The organism is Ignavibacteriota bacterium, assembly GCA_016713565.1.
Classification (GTDB): domain Bacteria; phylum Bacteroidota; class Ignavibacteria; order Ignavibacteriales; family Melioribacteraceae.
The window spans coordinates 494,007-513,714 of record JADJOX010000008.1; the positions used below are offsets into that span (position 1 = coordinate 494,007).

General features: G+C 32.0%; 18 protein-coding genes. 11 read left to right on the forward strand and 7 right to left on the reverse strand.

Annotated features, from left to right (window positions below; all coding sequences use genetic code 11):
* Positions 1-38: 38 nt before the first annotated feature.
* The 10 genes from IPK06_16850 to IPK06_16895 all read left to right on the forward strand — a co-directional run bounded on the left by IPK06_16850 (position 39) and on the right by IPK06_16895 (position 10,939).
* Positions 39-2,789, forward strand: coding sequence for a TonB-dependent receptor (locus IPK06_16850; GenBank protein ID MBK7981638.1), 2,751 nt, complete (start codon positions 39-41; stop codon positions 2,787-2,789).
* Positions 2,790-2,808: 19 nt separating this feature from the next.
* Entirely contained in the window at positions 2,809-4,404 is a 1,596-nt protein-coding gene (locus tag IPK06_16855; protein MBK7981639.1) for a T9SS type A sorting domain-containing protein, read from the forward strand.
* A 175-nt stretch (positions 4,405-4,579) separates the two neighbouring features.
* Positions 4,580-5,482: a phosphate ABC transporter substrate-binding protein gene (locus IPK06_16860; protein ID MBK7981640.1), complete on the forward strand. Its 903-nt coding sequence runs from the start codon at positions 4,580-4,582 to the stop codon at positions 5,480-5,482.
* Between the two features lie 15 nt (positions 5,483-5,497).
* Positions 5,498-6,508 carry a phosphate ABC transporter permease subunit PstC gene (pstC, locus tag IPK06_16865; GenBank protein ID MBK7981641.1) on the forward strand — a complete coding sequence of 337 codons (1,011 nt, stop codon included), beginning with the start codon at positions 5,498-5,500 and terminating at the stop codon, positions 6,506-6,508.
* Between the two features lie 47 nt (positions 6,509-6,555).
* Entirely contained in the window at positions 6,556-7,464 is a 909-nt protein-coding gene (pstA, locus tag IPK06_16870) for a phosphate ABC transporter permease PstA (GenBank protein ID MBK7981642.1), read from the forward strand.
* 16 nt (positions 7,465-7,480) lie between these two features.
* The gene (locus IPK06_16875; GenBank protein MBK7981643.1) at positions 7,481-8,239 is read left to right on the forward strand and encodes a phosphate ABC transporter ATP-binding protein; all 759 of its coding nucleotides are present in this window, start codon (positions 7,481-7,483) and stop codon (positions 8,237-8,239) included.
* 21 nt (positions 8,240-8,260) lie between these two features.
* Positions 8,261-8,962: a phosphate signaling complex protein PhoU gene (gene phoU / locus IPK06_16880; GenBank protein ID MBK7981644.1), complete on the forward strand. Its 702-nt coding sequence runs from the start codon at positions 8,261-8,263 to the stop codon at positions 8,960-8,962.
* A 94-nt stretch (positions 8,963-9,056) separates the two neighbouring features.
* Complete coding sequence (gene rplU / locus IPK06_16885) at positions 9,057-9,398, forward strand: 50S ribosomal protein L21 (GenBank protein MBK7981645.1); 342 nt, start codon at positions 9,057-9,059, stop codon at positions 9,396-9,398.
* A 2-nt stretch (positions 9,399-9,400) separates the two neighbouring features.
* Positions 9,401-9,661 (forward strand): 50S ribosomal protein L27, encoded by a 261-nt coding sequence (gene rpmA / locus IPK06_16890; protein ID MBK7981646.1) that lies wholly within the window; start codon positions 9,401-9,403, stop codon positions 9,659-9,661.
* Positions 9,662-9,814: 153 nt separating this feature from the next.
* Positions 9,815-10,939: a serine/threonine-protein phosphatase gene (locus IPK06_16895; GenBank protein MBK7981647.1), complete on the forward strand. Its 1,125-nt coding sequence runs from the start codon at positions 9,815-9,817 to the stop codon at positions 10,937-10,939.
* A gap of 47 nt (positions 10,940-10,986) precedes the next feature.
* Here IPK06_16895 and mdh read toward each other — a convergent pair whose 3' ends face one another.
* The 4 genes from mdh to IPK06_16915 all read right to left on the reverse strand — a co-directional run bounded on the left by mdh (position 10,987) and on the right by IPK06_16915 (position 15,875).
* A complete protein-coding gene (gene mdh, locus IPK06_16900) occupies positions 10,987-11,952 on the reverse strand; it encodes a malate dehydrogenase (protein MBK7981648.1) in 966 nt (321 codons plus the stop codon).
* A 121-nt stretch (positions 11,953-12,073) separates the two neighbouring features.
* Positions 12,074-12,484: an ATP-binding protein gene (locus tag IPK06_16905; protein MBK7981649.1), complete on the reverse strand. Its 411-nt coding sequence runs from the start codon at positions 12,482-12,484 to the stop codon at positions 12,074-12,076.
* 63 nt (positions 12,485-12,547) lie between these two features.
* Positions 12,548-14,494 carry a hypothetical protein gene (locus IPK06_16910; GenBank protein MBK7981650.1) on the reverse strand — a complete coding sequence of 649 codons (1,947 nt, stop codon included), beginning with the start codon at positions 14,492-14,494 and terminating at the stop codon, positions 12,548-12,550.
* Positions 14,475-15,875, reverse strand: a complete 1,401-nt coding sequence (locus tag IPK06_16915; protein MBK7981651.1) for an MBL fold metallo-hydrolase — start codon at positions 15,873-15,875, stop codon at positions 14,475-14,477. The genes IPK06_16910 and IPK06_16915 overlap by 20 nt, the downstream gene beginning before the upstream one ends.
* Before the next feature lie 127 nt (positions 15,876-16,002).
* Between IPK06_16915 and pta the strand changes: the two genes are divergently transcribed.
* Positions 16,003-16,983, forward strand: a complete 981-nt coding sequence (gene pta, locus IPK06_16920) for a phosphate acetyltransferase (GenBank protein ID MBK7981652.1) — start codon at positions 16,003-16,005, stop codon at positions 16,981-16,983.
* 37 nt (positions 16,984-17,020) lie between these two features.
* Here pta and IPK06_16925 read toward each other — a convergent pair whose 3' ends face one another.
* Genes IPK06_16925 through malQ form a run of 3 tightly spaced genes read right to left on the reverse strand, consistent with a single transcriptional unit; the run spans position 17,021 to position 19,528 of the window.
* Positions 17,021-17,476: a heme-binding domain-containing protein gene (locus tag IPK06_16925; protein MBK7981653.1), complete on the reverse strand. Its 456-nt coding sequence runs from the start codon at positions 17,474-17,476 to the stop codon at positions 17,021-17,023.
* Between the two features lie 18 nt (positions 17,477-17,494).
* A complete protein-coding gene (locus IPK06_16930; GenBank protein MBK7981654.1) occupies positions 17,495-17,962 on the reverse strand; it encodes a TerB family tellurite resistance protein in 468 nt (155 codons plus the stop codon).
* A 15-nt stretch (positions 17,963-17,977) separates the two neighbouring features.
* Positions 17,978-19,528 carry a 4-alpha-glucanotransferase gene (gene malQ / locus IPK06_16935; GenBank protein ID MBK7981655.1) on the reverse strand — a complete coding sequence of 517 codons (1,551 nt, stop codon included), beginning with the start codon at positions 19,526-19,528 and terminating at the stop codon, positions 17,978-17,980.
* Positions 19,529-19,708 lie beyond the last annotated feature (180 nt).

A 19,708-nucleotide genomic window follows, 5' to 3' on the forward strand; every position in this document is an offset into this window, starting at 1 on the left:
ACAAATTGTTCAATTTAATTATTTGTAAAAACTTATTAATGAAAAAAAATCTTATAATATTTTTAAATTTTCTTTTATATAGTTCAGCTTTACTTGCACAGAACGGAAGCATTTCGGGCAAAGTTACAGATAAAGGTAATAATGAAGTTCTAATTGGCGCAAATGTTCTGGTTGTTGGCACAATGCAAGGATCATCTACCGATATAGACGGACATTATGAAATTAAAAACTTAGCTCCGGGAAAATATCAAATAAGATATTCATTTATTTCGTTTCAAAGCATAATTGTAAACGATATTATTGTCAAGTCCGGTGAAACTGTAAAATTAGATATTGCGTTAAGTTCCGACTTAATTCAAACAGAAGAAGTTTTGGTTACTGCGGATGCAATTAAATCATCCGAAGGCGCTTTACTTAATATTCAGAAACAATCATTAAATATTGTAGACGGATTAAGCGCGGAGTTAATAAGTAAAAACAACAGTTCGGATGGCACAGATATTCTGAAAAGAATGACAGGAGTTACAATTTCTGAAGGCAAATACGCTTATGTAAGAGGCGTTGGAGACAGATACAACAATACTCTTCTAAACGGCGCAAGTTTGCCAAGTACGGATCCGGAAAAAAAAAGTTTTTCTTATGATTTATTTCCCGCAAGTTTAGTTGAAAATATATTAACCTCAAAAACATTTACGCCCGATAAACCCGCGGATTTTTCCGGCGGACTTGTTGAAATAAATACAGTTGAGTTTCCTGAAAAGTTTATTTTAAATATTGATTTAGGTACAAGCTACAATTCGGTAACAAATTTTAAAAATTTTTCATCATATAACGGTGGAAGTAAAGATTGGCTGGGCTATGATGACGGAACAAGATCATTGCCGTCATATATAACCAACACAAAAGTTGGTCGTTCAAATTACAGTGCGGATGAATTAATAAATATTGGTCAGTCATTTAAAAACGATTGGCAGACAAACTATTCAAATACGCCATTGAACGGTAATCTCAAAATAAATTTGGGACAAAGGTTTAATTTGTCGGCAAATGATGTTTTAGGTTACATTGCTTCGGTAAATTATTCAAATTCATATAACACACAACAGATAGAAAAAAATAATTATACGTTTGAAGGTCCTAGATATCTATACGATGGTTTTAATTATTCACATTCAGTTTCGCTTGGCGCACTGTTAAATATCAGTTATAAATTTGCGCAAAAACATAAAATTAGTTTTAAAAATGTTCTCAATCGAAATGCCGATGATGAAACAACATTTTATGAAGGAGATTATTTATATAATCCAGATTACAGACAAATAAGTTCATTACGGTATGTTTCACGTTCACTGTATTCATCTCAGGTAATCGGCGAACATCACTTTGATCTTTTTAACGGAATTGACTTCAACTGGAATGCAAATTATGCCTCATCGGAAAGAGATGAACCCGATGCGAGAAGATATGTTTATTTGAGAAGCTACGATGATGTGTCGGAACCTTTGAGATTTCAATTGGACCAATCACTGGCGACACGTTTTTTCGGTAATCTTAATGATGAAAATTTAGGATTCGGAAGCGATTTGAATTTAAATATATTCGAAAACCCAAACCTTCCTAAATTCAAGTTAGGATATCATTACGATTATAAAGATAGAATTTTCGACGCTAGAACTTTCGGTTTCAAAAATCTTGCGGGCGGAAATTTTGCATACGAAGACAGTGTAATTCAATCCGGAGTTAATAATATTTTCGCTCAGGAAAATTTCGGTAATAAATTTATTGAAGTATCTGAAATTACTAAACCATCCGACAGTTATAAATCAAATCAGGATGTTTACGCGTTTTATTTGATGACGAATTTTGATTTATTTTCTATAAAATTTGTTGCCGGTTTTCGAAATGAAAATTCAATTCAAAAATTGAATTCAGAAACACAAACAGGAGAGTTGGTTAAAATAAATCATGCATATAATGATGTATTACCAAGCATAAATTTGAATTATCCTCTTACCGAAACTATGAATTTCAGACTTGGCTACAGTAAAACATTAGCCAGACCGGAATTCAGAGAACTGGCTCCTTTTAGTTATTATGATTTTATTTCTGCAGAGTTAGTTCAAGGTAATACAGAACTAAAAAGAAGTTTGATTGATAATTATGATTTTAGATTTGAACTGTTTCCCGGACCTCGAGAATTATTCGCTTTAGGTATATTCTACAAAGATTTTAAAGATCCTATTGAACAAATTTTAATTGCTACTTCCGGTTTTGAGCCTACGAGATCTTATTCAAACGCAAAAAGAGCAAAGAATTACGGGGTTGAATTTGAATTAAGAAAAAATATCGATTTTATTGGCGAACTGTTTAACGACTTTTCATTTGTTGGAAATTTAAGTTTTATTAAATCAAAAATTGAAATAGAGGCAAATGGGTTTCAAGTAAGTGAGCGTCCGCTGCAAGGACAAGCTGATTTTATTCTTAACTTAGGTTTGTACTATGATGATTTTAAAAACGGATATAGCGCTTCATTAATTTACAATAAGGTCGGTGAAAAAATTTCAAAAGTTGGCTTTGCTAATTTAGGTGATATTATAGAATTGCCTAGAGACCAAGTTGATTTTTCAATTTCTAAAAACATATTAGAAAACTTATCATTAAAACTAACGGCTAAAGATATACTCTCCCAAAATCATGTTTTTATGCAAAGAACAACCGAAGGTGATAAAATTGCTGAAAAAATAATAATGGGAAGAGGGATATCATTAAGCTTCGGATATAATTTTTAGTAACAAAAATGGAGAATAAATAATGAGAAAAATACTCATTTTAATTCAAGCTGTAATTCTTTTTTCAAACTTAAATTTTGCACAGCAAATTATCAGTGGAGATATTGCAAGCGATTTAACATTAACTTCTGATAATTCATACCTTTTAAGCGGTTTTGTTCGTGTAAAAGAAGGCGCAACATTAACAATAGAACCGGGAACAACAATTTACGGTGAATATAATTCACAAGGCTCGTTAATTGTTCAACCTGGCGGAAAAATAATGGCAGAAGGAACAGCTGAAAGTCCAATAGTATTTACAAGTGAATTTACAAAAGAAGGATCAAGCCAAGAACCGACATACGGAGATTGGGGCGGAATAATATTATTAGGAAAAGCGCCAATTAACGTTGCAGGCGGAACGGCATCAATCGAGGGACCAGGAGATACATACGGAGGAACAGACGCGGCAGATAACAGCGGAGTAATGAAGTATGTAAGAATAGAATATCCGGGAATTGCATTTTCCCCTAATAATGAAATAAATGGATTGACATTTGGCGGCGTAGGCAGCGGCACAACAATCGATTATATACAAGTAAGCTACAGCGGAGACGATTCATACGAATGGTTTGGCGGAACAGTAAATTGTAAACACTTGATAGCCTACAGAGGGTGGGATGATGATTTTGACACAGATTTCGGATTCTCAGGAAAGCTGCAATTTTTGTTAGGTGTAAGAGACCCTGAAATAGCTGATCAAAGCGGATCAAACGGATTTGAATCAGATAATGACGGAAGCGGATCAACCAATGAACCAAGAACATCACCAACATGGTGGAATGTAACCTTAGTTGGACCGGCAGAAACAACAAGCTCAACAATAAACTCATTATTCAAAAGAGGCATGCATTTAAGAAGATCATCACAAAACAAGATAAACAATGCGGTAATAATGGGATATCCGACAGGAATATTGATAGACGGAATCAACACAGTATCAGACGCACAAAGCGGATCAATGTACTTAAAGAATAGTGTAATATCAGGAATAAGCGGAAATATATTTCAATCGACAGATTCAGTTTTCCAGACAGAAATGCCGACATGGTTTACGAATAACGGAGGAAGAACATATACAAACAATTCAGATTTAATGTTAGCTGATGCTTATAATATAGAAAATCCAAATGCGATGCCGAAATCGGGATCACCATTATTAACAGGCGGAGGAACACCTCCCGCAGATGGTTTCTTTGATGCAACCGCTACATTTGTAGGTGCCTTTGGTAATAATAATTGGACTGCAGGATGGTCGAGCTTTGATTTTGCGGTTGGCGTAAAAGAAGAAGAGGAAGTTAATAATTTACCTCAAGAATTTTCATTATCACAAAACTATCCAAATCCATTTAATCCAACTACAAAAATTTCATTTAGTTTACCTAAATCCGGTAATGTTAAACTGTCGGTTTATAATATAATCGGTCAAGAAGTCGTGACTTTAATTAACGCGACAAAAAGTGCGGGAAATTATGATGTAATTTGGGATGCAAAAGATATTTCAAGCGGTATTTATATTTATAAGTTGGATGCTGGAACAACCTCAATTGTTAAAAAAATGACATTATTAAAGTAACCTTCTCTCAAGTGGTTCCTTCGACAAAAAGGACGTTCTTGCAGAACGTCCTTTATTTTTAAAACTTAACAATTTCTTAACATAAACTTAACATCAGTCATTCAGATTAAAAGTAATTTTATTGTCTGAATAAAGTTAAAGTATAATTTAACAAAAATTTACACAAGAGGTTAAAATGAAAATAAAAAGCAAATTATCAATTATAGTCTCGATTATTGTTCTTGGAGTTGTTTTAATTACAGGTTGTAAGAAAAAAGAACAAGTTGAAAAAACCGTAATATCTGTTAAGGGATCTGACACAATGGTAAACTTATCGCAGAAATGGGCTGAAACTTATATGAAAAATAATCCAAATGTTTCAATTCAAGTTACCGGAGGAGGTTCAGGAACTGGAATTGCCGCTTTAATTAATAAAACTGTTGATTTGGCAAACGCAAGCAGAGAATTTAAAGATAAAGAATATGAAGACGCAAAAAGCAAAGGTATAACTCCAAAAGAAATTAAAGTTGCTTTAGATGGTATTGCAGTTATTGTTAATCCTGAAAATAAATTGGATGAATTAACAATTGAGCAGCTCAGAAATATTTTTACAGGAACTTTAACAAACTGGAAACAACTTGGCGGTGAAGATTTACCAATAGTTCTATATGGAAGAGAAAACAGCAGCGGAACTTATGAATTTTTTAAAGATCACGTTTTAGGAAAAGATGAACATGGAAATGTAAGAGATTACGCAAATTCAACTCAAGTCCTTCAAGGAACAGCGGCATTAGGAGAGGCGGTAGCGAGAGACCGTAAAGGAGTTGGTTATGGTGGCGTTGGTTACTTTGCCGAAAGAAAAGATGTGAAAATATTAAAAATTAAATCGGACTTAGACTCTCCGGCAATAGCGCCAGCACAAGACGGTAAGGTAAATTATTCTGTAATTTGGGATGGAAGTTATTCAATTTCTCGTTATCTTTACTGTTATACTGATGGTACTCCCGAGAAAAAAGTTCAAGATTTCCTTGATTTCATTTTATCAAAAGATGGTCAAGATTTAGTAAAGCAAATGGAATATATACCGTTACCTCAATAATCCTTAAAAATTATAATGTCAGATTTACTTAAGGTTGAGTCAAATATTGAAGAAGAAGGTTCTAATCAAAATAGATTGGAACCTTCGCCATATAGTAAAAAAATAAAATTATCAGTTAGGATTAAAGAAAAGATAATTGAATATTTTTTTGCGGTTAACGGTACTGTAGCGTTATTGTTTATAATTTTGATTTTTATTTTTTTATTTAAAGAAGGAATTCAAGCATTAAACAATATTGGAATTTTGGATTTTATTTATTCCAATCAGCCCAAAGGTAAAGGAATAATTGAAACAGTTTACGAATGGTATCCTACCTCAAGTTTTGCGCGTTATTCACTTCTTCCGTTAATTGCGGGCACATTGTTAACTGCAATTCCTGCAACAATATTTTCAACAATACTTGGCGTTGCGGCAGGTGTTTACCTTTCAGAAATAGCAAACCCCAAAGCAAGAGAGTTCCTGAAACCATTAATTGAACTCTTTGCGAGTATTCCAACTGTTGTTCTTGGATTTTTATTATTGGTTGTGGGCGCTACTTTTTTTAATGATTTGTTTCATCCCGTTAACAGATTAAACGCATTCATTGCGGCATTGGGATTATCATTCGTTATAATTCCAATAATTGCATCAATGACCGAAGACGCGTTAAGATCAATACCGAATGATTTAAGGATGGCTTCGTACGGATTAGGTGCTACCAAATGGCAGACTATAAGCAGGGTAATTATTCCGGCAGGATTCAGCGGAGTTTCAGCAAGTATAATTTTAGGATTTGGCAGGTCAATTGGAGAAACGATGATTGTTTTGATGGCGTCGGGGAACGCGGCAAATATTTCTACAAATTTATTTTTAAGTGTACGTACAATGACCGCTACTATCGCCGCCGAAATGGGTGAAGTCTCTCAAGGTTCGGATCACTATTATGCTTTATTTTTTATTGGAATAATACTTTTCACAATAACGTTTTTCTTAAACTTAATTGCCGAAATTATTATTAATAAAATGCGCAAAAAAAATATATTTTGAGTTTATAATTGGAAATTTCAAAAAAACATAGAGATTTTACCGGAACAATTTTTATAAGTGCCGTAAAATTTATCTTTTTCTTTTTAGTATTTGTTTTGTTTCTAATTCTATTGAAAATAATTATTGAAGGAAGTTCTGTAATTTCACTCAATTTTATTTTAGATGAACCCAGAAACAATATGACCGAAGGCGGAATATTTCCTGCAATTTTCGGTACTTTGGCAGTAACACTTTTCATGGTTCTATTCGCGGTTCCGGTTGGTGTATTTGCCGCAATTTATTTATCGGAATATGCTAAAGATACATTCTTAACAAGAATTATTAGAACGGCAGTTAATAATTTAGCCGGTGTTCCTTCAATAGTATATGGTTTATTCGGATTAGGATTTTTTGTTTTGTTTATAGGAAGAGGATTAGATGAAGTTTTAGAAACCGGTTTATTGTGGGGTCAGCCTTGTTTATTATGGGCATCAGCAACATTAGCGGTTTTAGTATTGCCAATTGTTATTGTATCAACATTAGAAGCCTTAAATTCCGTGCCTAAAAGTCATAGAGATGCTTCATACGGTTTAGGCGCGACTAAATGGGAAACAATTAAAAGAATTATTATTCCTCAGGCAAAACCAGGTATTATGACAGGAACTATTTTAGCTATAAGCAGAGGAGTTGGTGAAACGGCTCCAATCTTATTTTTAGGCGCGGCATTTTTTCTGCCAAATTTACCTGTTGTTGATCTTTGCATAGGCGATTATTGCATCACAATGGTTAATCCGGCTCAACAATTTATGTATTTGGCTTACCATATTTTTATTTTGGCAACGCAGTCCGCAAATCCTACAAAGACTTTACCTCTGCAGTATGCTTCAACTCTGGTTTTAATAGGAATAACATTTTTGCTGAATATTACAGCAATCGTAATGAGATATAGATATAGAAAACAACTTGGTAAAATATAATTTTGAGAAATGTTGAATGAAGAATATTAAAATATCCGCAGATAAATTGAGTTTATTTTACAGTGAAAAAATTGCGCTTAAAGAAATTTCGGTGAATATTCCTGAAAAACAAGTAACGGCTTTTATTGGTCCTTCAGGATGCGGTAAATCAACATTTTTACGCGTGATAAATAGAATGAATGATTTAATACCAAATGTTAAAATTAACGGAAAAATTTTAGTTGATGGTATAGATATTTATGAAAAAGATATTGATGTTGTGAATTTAAGAAAACGTATTGGAATGGTTTTTCAGAAATCAAACTTATTTCCAAAAACCATATATGAAAATATAATTTACGGACCATCGATTAATGGGATAAAGAATAAAAAAATATTGGACGAAATTGTTGAAACCACTTTAAGGCAATCCGCAATTTGGGATGAAGTTAAAGACAGATTAAATGAATCTGCGTTAAGTTTATCCGGCGGGCAGCAGCAGAGATTATGCATTGCTAGAGCTTTAGCCGTAAAACCGGATATAATTCTTATGGATGAACCAGCAAGCGCGTTGGACCCAATATCAACTGCAAAAATTGAAGAATTAATTCATGAACTTAAAGAAAATTACACAATTGTTATTGTTACGCATAATATGCAGCAAGCGGCAAGAGTAAGCGACAAAACAGCTTTCTTCTATTTAGGCGAACTTATTGAATTCGATAATACATCTAAGATTTTTACAAATCCAAATAAAAAACAGACCGAGGATTATATCACCGGAAGATTTGGATAAAATTTTTTTAATGAGGGAAATATGGAAAGACAATTTGAAATACATTTGGGAAAACTAAGAACCCGAATAATAAAAATGTCGAGTTTAGTAGAAGATCAAATGGAATTGGCTATTCGATCAATTAATGAAGAAAATCTCGAGCTTACAAATTTAATTATAGAACGTGAAGATAAAATAAATAAACTTGATCGAAAAATTGAAAAAACTTGTCAAAAAATTATTGCGCTAAGTCAACCGGTAGCAATTGATTTACGGTTGGTTCTTTCAGCCCTTACCATAAATACAAATTTAGAACGACTCGGTGATTTGGCAAAAAATATCGCAAGAAGCTTCCAAAATCTAAAGAAAAAACCTCTTTTTCTTAATCGAACAAAACATCATGAAATGACCATAATTGTAAAAAAAATGATAAAAGACGCAATTGACTCATTTAATAATAACGATGCGGAACTTGCTAAAAAAGTAATTGAATCAGATGTTATACTTGATAATTTGTTTGCCGAGAATAGGAAAATACTTATTTCTATTATGAAAGAAAATTCCGCTAATATAGATGAAGCTTTAAGTCTATTAGAAATAAGCAGACACTTTGAACGAGCCGGCGATCACTCAACAAATATTGCGGAAGATGTTTATTTTATAGTTGAAGCCCAGCTGATTAAACATAAATATGAAAAATATATTTATTCCGAAATAGAAGAAGATGAAGAAGAGGACAATTAGTATTATTTTGTTAAATTATTATAAATTTAGTATTTGACAAATTTTATTCATTTACGTACTTTTACAAGTCTAATTAAGATTTAATGGAGAAAAAATGTACGCAATTGTTGATATTTTGGGACAGCAAATTAAAGTCGAAGAGAAAAACAAATACTACGTACCAAAATTAGATTCTGAAATAAATAAATCAATTACTTTTGATAATGTTCTAATTTACTCGGATGGAACTACAACAACAGTTGGTAATCCTTCCGTTAAAGGCATTAAAGTAAAAGCCAAAGTTTTAGAACATGTAAAAGATGATAAATTGATCGTGTTCAAAAAAACAAAAAGAAAATCATACAGAATTAAAAATGGTCATAGACAACAGCTTTCAAGAATTGAAATTACTGGAATTTCTACTTCAAAATCTAAAGCTGCAGAGAAGGAGAGTTAATAATGGCTCATAAAAAAGGTCAAGGTTCTACACGTAACGGAAGAGACAGTAATCCGCAGTATCTTGGTGTTAAGAGATTCGGCGGTGAAAAAGTTACAGCTGGATCAATAATTGTTAGACAAAGAGGCACAAAATTTCATCCGGGAAATAATGTTAAAAAAGGAAGCGACGACACTTTATTTTCTCTTATGGATGGTTTTGTTAAATTTGAAATTAGAAAAAACGATAGAAAATTTGTTAGCGTTTACGAAAATCAGAATTAGAAACAGATAAATATTTGTTAAAAATAACCCCTCAACCGAGGGGTTATTTGTTTTAAAACTACTAAAATAAAATTTAAATTAAATATTATAATTTATTCAAAACTTTTTTAATTGCATGGCGTCCAAAATCCAAAATATAATTGTCGGCTTCCTATGCTGAAAAAAAAATATTATGTAAAAGAATTTTGGAAAAATTTAAAATCAATATCTTATTATAAACTTTTACTAACAATATTTTTAATTTTTTCTGAAATTGGTTTTGCTTCAGATATTTTTCAAGGATTTAAACAGAGCTATGGTTTTCTTGCGTTAAATGTTCTGTTTTCAGGATTTCTGGGAACAATGTTCGCCCACTCCTTTATAAAGCAAAGAAAATTAATACCCGTAACTTTACTTATTCATATTTTATATTCCGTTAATGTATCTGATTTTACAAAAAATTCAACCTTACAAACCGTACCTCATGAAAAATATATTGTTTTTGGAATTGCACTTATTATTACAATAATATTGGCTTATATATTTTTAATGAATTTTATCACTACCGAAGGAATTCCGCAAATAAAACTAAGAGCCGAAATGGATTTAGCAAAAGAAATGCATAAAGCTTTGGTTCCTGAAATTAAAATTCAGACTAATAAATTTTTAATTTACGGTAAATCGATTCCTATAGATGAAGTAGGTGGTGATTTAGTGGATGTTTGTTTTAAAGATGAAGAAATCCTTTGCTATATTGCGGATGTAAGCGGTCATGGAATCTCATCCGGGTTATTTATGGGAATGTTCAAGAGTTCGGTTCATACAATATTAATGAAAGATTTTACGGTGGAAGGCATATTCAATGATTCAAACAAATCTCTTTACAGTCTGAAAAAACAAAACATTTTTTTAACTGCTGCCGCAATAATCTTCAAACAAAATAATATTTTGGAATATTCAGTAGCGGGACATTTACCTATTTTATATTTTGATTCTTCAAAAAATGAATTGAGAAAACTGCTGAATAAACAAATCGCAATTTCGGTGAAACACGATTTCAATTATACCGGTGAAAAATTCAATTATCAATCAGGAGATATTTTTATTTTACTTTCCGACGGATTGACCGAAGTCTTTAATGTAAATAAAATCGGTTATGGTTTGGAGAAATTTATTAACGTTATTGAAAAAAATATTTCGAGATCACCTGATGAGCTTTATTCAATTCTTCTAAAAAATGTAAATGAATATGGAAATCAAATTGATGATCAATCACTTCTGATAATAAAATGTAAATAAAAAACCCAACCGAAAAGTTGGGTTTTGCTTTAGAATGATTTTGAAAATTAGAATCCTAATCTTTCCATATCTGCAACTAAACTTGATACGGCGTTAACCGAATTTGTAAATAATGCTTGCTCTTCGTCGTTTAGAGAAATTTCGAGAATTCTTTCACAGCCGGTTTCTCCAAGAACAGCGGGAACACCTACATAATATCCATTTACGTTATATTCGCCATTTAAATATACGCAAGATGCGAGCACTCTTTTTTGATCGCCTAATATCGATTCTGCCATTGAGATAGCGGCTGATGCCGGCGAATAAAAAGCCGAACCCGTTTTTAATAATTTTACAACTTCTCCGCCTGCCATTTTAGTTCTTTCAACCATAGCGGTCATTACTTCCTTTGCTTTAGCGGCATCGTTATATTTTCTTTCAAGCAATTCCATAACAGGAACGCCGTTAACATTTGCATAACGCACAAGCGGAACCATTGTATCGCCATGTCCGCCAAGTACCATTGCATTAATATCTTTAACAGATACGCCCAATTCCCAAGCTATAAAAGTTGAAAATCTTGAGGAATCCAAGACGCCTGCTTGACCAATAACTCTATTATGCGGAAAACCTGTAACTTTTTGGAAAAGAGTTACCATTGCGTCCAAAGGATTGGAAATAATTATAACAATTGAATTTGGAGCAAATTCTTTAACACCTTCCGCAACCGATTTCATAATTTTGGCATTTGTTACCAATAAATCATCACGACTCATTCCCGGTTTACGCGGTAAACCTGCAGTAATAATAACCAAATCCGCGTTATCAATTTCACTATATTGATTTGCGCCTTTCAAATTAACATCGAAACCGTCAATACGCGAAGCTTCAGCTATATCAAGCGTTTTCCCTTGAGGCATATCTTCAACTATATCAAAAAGAACAACATCTCCCAATTCTTTTTGAGCAATCAGCTGAGCCAAAACTCCACCAATTTGACCTCCACCAATTAATGCAATTTTTTTCTTAGCCATAATAATCTCCTTAAATATTTGTAATAAAACCTTGCTATCCTAAAATAAGAATTTGTTAATTCATTTACATGAAAATACTTTAAAATATTTATTAGTGTGAATGAAAAATTGGAATTAAAACTTATAAGTTAAATGTTAAAATTACTTCTGCGGATCTTTTTGTGAATTTATATTTTACGTCATCAGCAAGAGATTTCATTATATATATACCGCGTCCGCTGCCCTTTAAAATATTTTCCGGTTTAGTTGGATCAGGCACTTTTTCAGGAGTAAATCCGTTGCCTTCATCTTTAAAGGATATAACAATTTTTTTTGCATTTAAAACTATTTTAACAGAAACGGATTTGTTTGGATCCTTATGGTTTCCGTGAATTATACTGTTAGCAGCGGCTTCTGCTATTGCAATTTCTATCGAATCTTTTTTCTGATCATTTATTTTTAATTCATTCTGAATTGTATCAAGAACAAATTTTTCAATATCCGGTAAATTTTCAGGATTACTTTTATATGTTTTATTAAAACTTTTCGTCACTTTGCAATACTGATTAACTAATAATATTAAAAGTAAATTTTATTTAAAACAAATACAATTTTTTTAAATTCGCCAATTTACAGAGAAAAACAAATTTGCCAGCTCTCTTTTTTTGTTTTTTTCGTTGGAAATAAATTCATACCATCCATTCAACATCAGATCGACGTTAATCATTCTGATTTGGAAGTTAGTTATTGGTCCAACACTTTTATATTTTGTTGAAAGAAATTTTTCATTTTTTGAATTAAATCCGAAAGTTTGCAAATCAAAATATCTTAATCCTACTCCATAATTTAGGTTCGAGTATTTTATATACAGCATCGGTTCCAAATAATATTCTGCTAAAAACCTTTCTGGATTGTTAGTAAAATTTGCCCACACAAAATCACCCTGTTCTGATAATTTAATATATCCCGAAAAATCAAAATAAAGTTTTTTTGTCAATTTCATTGATGTTGAATCTTTAGCGCTAAACTGTCTGAATGAAAAGCTTTTGATATTTGGAATTATATCTTCAAAATCATATGAAGTATAATTTGCAGAAACCTCAAACGTATTTTTTGAATAGAGATTTGTACCGGTATATTCACCGCCGGAATTTAATTTTATATTTCTTCTCGTATTATTGTTTGAACTTCTTTCGGCAAAAATGTAAACAATGTGGTTAAAACTTCCCTCGAGATTTACAAAAAAATTAAAAAACTGATTGAAATTTCTAAGATATGACAAACGAATAATTGAAAGCAGTTCATCCCTGTCGTCAAAATTTTCTTCACTCGGTGTATCGTAAATTAATTTTCTGTGCAGCAATGTTAGAAGCAGATTATCTTTTTTCGAAATTGATAAATTTCCCGTCCCTGAAATTGTTGTATACTGTGAATTGTTATTTTTTCTTTTTTCAAGCTCGGTTCGCTGATCATACAATATCTGATTAGAATTTTTAATTTTCTGCGCGTTGTATTTTTCATCTCGCTCGCTGTAATCTACTTTTATTCTGCCAAAAAAAAGTTGACTGTTGTATTCCGTTAGCGCCGAAAAATCCAGCCTGAATTCATTAATTCTTGAATCAAAAGATGAAACTTGAATGTTAGAAAGATTTTTAAATTTTGTTACTCTATCAATATTTCTGTATGAAGCTCTTCCGCTCAAGTCAAAATAAAGATCCGAACTGAATCTTGAATTAAAAATTCTCTCTTCAATAAAATATCTATCTTCAATTCTGCTTTGAATATTTTTCGAAATATTGTAAAGACTGGAAGTTACAGAATCGGCTTCAAAATAAAAATCCTTTCTTACTTTTCCGTAATCGGCAGATATAATATTTGTAAGATCATAGTCAAAATCATTTTTAAAATTAATTGATGCCAATCGTGTGTAGTTTTGTCGCGGAGCAATATCTTCATTTTGGAAATTAAGATTGGAGGAAATTTGAAACTCATCTAAATTGTATTTTTCCAGGTAAATATTCGATCCGTAAATTAAACCGTTATCATTTTCATTTACTTGCCTGTTTATTGAATAACCGCCGTATGGAATTATTTTTAGATGATCAACCGGCGATATTTTTGTGTAAGCTGTTGAATGAAGAACAGAAGCTTCATTTATTGCAATTTTCCTGTCATTCGAATAAATATTATTTCTTGTTAAGATTCCAATCTGAATTAGAGGTGAAAATTTATATTCACCAATTAATGATAGAGATTGTTCATCCTTAATATTTTTTTCGACGGATCTGACCAAAGAAGAAAAATAATTTTCGTCAAGTCCGAAAAAGAAATTTTCCGTGTTAGATGATAAAGATAAATTTGAAATAAGATTTAAAGTATTCAGCCTTTTTTCAAATCCGTTGTTGAACATGTTTTTTTGATATTTGGCATAAGCAAAATTTAAACTGTCATTAAAGTTTTGCGATAACAAAATATTTGTTAATGCTAAAACAAAAAAGAATATTTTCGTAATTTTTTCACAAAATAATGCCGAATATTTTTCTCTAATCCAAAACGAAAACATCACCTTGTTTTGGAATATAAACTTTAGCAAAACCGTTTTCTAAAATTCTATTTTTAAATATTTCCTGCTGATCAAAATCTCCGTGAACCAAAAATATTTCTTTTAATTTTGACTTATCAAATTGATTAACATAATCTATCAACTCATTTGCATCTGCATGAGCACTGAAAGAATTTAATACAATTACTTCGGCTTTAAGTTTAAATTCTTCTCCAAAAATCTTTATGAATTCACTTTTATCCATAATTCTTCTGCCTAAAGTATCCTGAGCGGAATATCCAACCATTAAAATAATATTGTTAGGATCTTCTATATTATTTCTTAAATGATGAAGAATTCTACCGGCTTCGCACATTCCCGAACTTGAAATTATCATCAAAGGTCCATTATAATTGTTTAGTTCCTTTGATTCTGAAACTTCGGAAATATAATTCAATTGATTAAAACCGAAAGGGTCTTTGTTCTTTAAAATAAATTCTTCAGTTTCATTATCAAAACATTCTGGATGAAGTCTGAATACTTCCGTAGCATTTACTGAAAGCGGGCTATCAACATAAACCGGTATAATTGGAGCATCATTTTTAAGGAAAATTCTATGCAGAGCATATACTAATTCCTGAGTTCTACCAACGCTGAAAGCCGGAACAATAATCTTTGCATTACGCTGAACAGCTCTATTTACAACGCGTGCCAAACTTTGTTCGGAATCCTTTGGATTATCATGAGTTCTTCCGCCATATGTGCTTTCACAAACGAAATAATCTACGTCTCTAATTTTTTCATGATCCCTTAAAATGGGTAAATTTGGTCTTCCTAAATCTCCGCTGAATCCAATATTTATTTCCTTCCCGTTTTCTTTAATAGTTAAATGTGAAACGGCAGAGCCTAAAATATGTCCCGCGTCCGCAAAATATAATTTAATATCTGGCGTTATATCAAAATCATGATGGTAGTTTAATCCAACAATTAACTTCAATGTATTAGAAACATCTTTGGCAGTATAAAGAGGCTCAAATAAATTTTTACCCTGCTTTGCCCTTCTTTTATTTACAAATTCAACGTCCATCTCTTGAATGTGTGCGCTGTCTCTCAGCATAATTGTAACCAAATCTCTTGTTGCGAAAGTTGTATAAATTTTTCCTTTAAATCCTTTACTAACCAAAGTCGGTAAATTGCCGGAGTGATCGATGTGCGCGTGAGTTAAAATTATAAAATCAATTTCTCTTGGATCAAAAAATTCAAAATTTCTATTTATCTCAAAAGCTTCTTTTCTTTTTCCTTGATACATTCCGCAATCGACCAAAAATTTTGTAGTTCCGGTTGCAACTAAATGCATTGAACCCGTAACAGTTTGCGCTGCGCCGATAAATTGGATTTCCATAAATATCCCAAAATTTTATTAATAAAAATATTTTTCTTAAAATAACAAAATTTGAATATAAAATTATAATTAAGTCATAGCCTATTTTATTATATTTAGCATACAAAAAAAATAAAAATGGATAGTTATGGCAGATTTACAATTAATTGAAGAAATAAAATCGAAAGCAAAAAATTTAAGAAGAACAATTGTACTTCCCGAATCACACGATGACAGAGTTTTAAAAGCCGCTCAAAAATTAACAAGCGAAGGAATTGCGAAAGTTATTACACTTGGAAATGAAGATAAAATTCGTGCAAGAGCAAAAGAATTGGAAGTTGACCTTTCCGGTGTTAGAATAATTGATTATGAAAAATCAGAAATGTTCAGCGATTTTGCCAATATTTTTTTTAACATGAGAAAACACAAAGGCTTAACAATTGAACAGGCAAGAGAAACATTAAAACGTGATTTATTTTTCGGCGCAATGATGGTTAAAGAATCCAAAGCTGATGGATTTGTTGCGGGCTCAACCGCTTCTACGGGAGACGTTTTACGAGCTGCTTTGCAGTGCGTTGGAATGCCGGATGGAATTTCAATTGTTTCAAGTTTCTTTTTAATGATTTTTCCAAACAGAGTTTTCAGCTTTGCGGATTGTGCGGTTGTTCCAAATCCCGATGCTGCTCAATTAGCCGATATAGCAATTACAACAGCTGAAAATCATAAAAAATTAACCGGTGAAGAACCTTATGTTGCCATGCTTTCTTTTTCTACTAAAGGAAGCGCGAAACATGAATTGGTGGATAAAGTTTTAGAAGCAACTGCAATCGCAAAGCAAAAAAATCCAAATTTAATGATTGACGGTGAACTTCAGTTCGATGCTGCAATTGTTGATTCAATTGGGAAGAAAAAAGCTCCGGAAAGTACTGTTGCAGGTCGCGCAAATGTTTTGGTTTTCCCTGATCTGCAAGCCGGAAATATTGGTTATAAAATTGCTCAAAGATTAGGCGGAGCGGAAGCTGTTGGTCCGGTTGTTCAAGGTTTGAAAAAACCGTTATTTGATTTAAGTCGCGGATGCAGTGTTGATGATATTGTAAATACTTCGGCGATTGCTGCTTTAATGGCATAAATAATTAGCCGGATGAAAATTCTCATCCGGCTAATTTTTATAATGAATCTTTTTGAGCTGAAAACCAATTTGCAAGTAAATTAACTTGTTCTTCTGTCAATTCGGCTTCTTTATGCATAAGTACATAAGGTTTCATCGGCATCTCGCGTTCTTTTACAACTTCAACACACTCATCAAGTCGATGTAGTTTTTTTTCATTGTTACTTACCTCGCCCCAAGTTGAAAAATTTATGTGTCTTCTTCCATCGTTTATATGATTTTTAAGCAGCCAGGAAACGGGAGCAATTTCCGCATACCAAGGATATTTTGTTTCGTAGGAATGACAATCGTAACACGCGTTCTTCAAAATACTTTTCACTTCTGAAGGCGGATTTGTAATATTTATAATATCGCTTGTCGGATTTGTTTGTGGATTTGATTTATCAATTCTGATAAATTGTATAATTACAAAAACAGCAATTACTACCAAAATAATTTTTTTAATTTTATTCATTATTTTCCTTTTAAGAGTTTAGTTATTTTTTAATGAACCCAATTCAGTTTTAACTTCCAACTTTGCAGCAATTCTATCTCTATGCGATAGATTAAGATTGCTTGCGATTTTTTTTATATAATGATCTTCAAATTCATCTAAATTACCGTCAGCAAAAGCAATATGCCAAAGACTTTTTATAAGATTATATTTTTCTTCATTATCAAAATTTTGATTAACTATCTCTGTAAATTCATAAGAACTTACAGATTTTTTTATTTTTTCTTGTGATTCGGATATTAGCTGATTTATTTCATTTTCCGTCAATGAAAAATTTGACTTAAAAATATCAAAAATTTTGGATTTTTCAACTTCGCTAAAATCGCCGTTTGCTTGAGCCATTTCTAAAAACAAAGCGCATGCCGCAATTTTAATTGCATGATTTTTATTTTCGAGATCTTTTCCTTCTTTGCATTTTCTAAAATTATCTAATATAAATTCAAACATAATTGCCTTTTTTTATTAAGGTAAATATTTTTCCGGTGTATTTGTATCTGATTTTGTTTCTAATTTAACTTTATTTCTTTCATAAAGTTCTACTAAAGATTTTAAATATAAAGATAAATTAGAATTTACTTGGCTCCAATCGAAACGCCAAGTCCAATTTCCTCCTAATTTACCTGGGAAGTTCATTCTGGCTTCTGAACCCAATCCTAAAATATCCTGCATTGGAATAACAACAAAATTTGCGACTGACGCATAAGCTGTTCTGATAAGTTCTTGCGTTAAATTATCGCCAAAGTAATTTAAGTATTTCTGCGCCCATTCATAAACTCCGGTATTATTTTCTTTTTCTTTATAGAAAAAACCGGTAGTTGTATCGTTATCATGTGAGCCGGTAAAAACAATGCAGTTTTTTACATAATTATGAGGTAAAAAGTTTTTGTCTCCGTTTGGACCGAAAGCAAATTGTAGAATTTTCATTCCCGGAAATTCAAAATCATCACGTAATTTTTCAACGCCGGGAGTTATAACACCAAGATCTTCGGCAATTATTGGAAGATCGCCGAGATCTTTTTTAATTTCATTAAACAATTCTCTTCCAGGGGCTTTTACCCAACGACCAATTTGAGCTGTTGGCGCATCACCGGGAATTTCCCAATATGCTTCCAATCCTCTAAAATGATCTATTCTAACAATGTCAACCAATTCCAGCGTTTTTTGAATTCTTTTTTTCCACCAACTGAAATTGTCTTTCTGCATAACATCCCATTTGTAAAGCGGATTTCCCCAGAGCTGACCTGTAGCAGAAAAATAATCGGGCGGAACTCCTGCTTTTGTTTCAAGTTTACCGTCACTACCAACAGAGAAATATTCTTTATTTGCCCAAAGGTCAGAACTGTCGTAAGCTATAAAAATCGGTACATCGCCAATTATTTTTATTCCTTTGGAATTCGCGTAGGTCTTTAGATTTTTCCATTGTGTATAAAAAGTATATTGTAAAAATTTTTGAAAATTATATCTGTACTCTAATTTTTCAGTCCATTTTTCTACCGCATTGTTCAAACGGAAAGCAATTTCTTTATCCCATTCGGTCCATAATTTTCCGCCATGGAATTCTTTAACAGCCATAAACAAAGCGTAGTCGTTTAACCAATATTCATTTTCATGGCAAAATGTTCCGCAATTTTCTGAAAATACTTTTCCAGAGATTTTATAATTCTGAAATGCAATAGAAAGTAATTGATATTTTATTTCAATCAGTTTTCCAAAATCAATATTATTATTTTGGAAATGGGGAATACTATTTAAATCCGATTCGGAAAGTAAACCGTCTTCTTTAAGTAAATCAAGATCAATCAGCAGAGGATTGCCGGCAAAAGTTGAAAATGACTGATAAGGAGAATCTCCGTAACCTGTTGGACCAAGCGGAAAGATTTGCCATAGTTTTTGACCCGATTCGGCTAAAATATCAACAAATCGATATGCATTTCTACCAATTGTCCCAATTCCATAATCACCCGGAAGCGAAGTTGGGTGAAGTAAAATTCCAGCACTTCTTTCAAATTTCATTGCTATTCCTACATTTATTAAAAAAAATGAAAATTAATATTGAGTTTAATAAATTATTTTTTATTTTCTGACCACAAAATTTTTGAACTAAATAATAAATTTTACGCTTAATTTTTAAAATTATTTATTTGAAAATATAAATCATTTGTTTAATTTTCGAGCCCGATGTTGTCAGTCTTT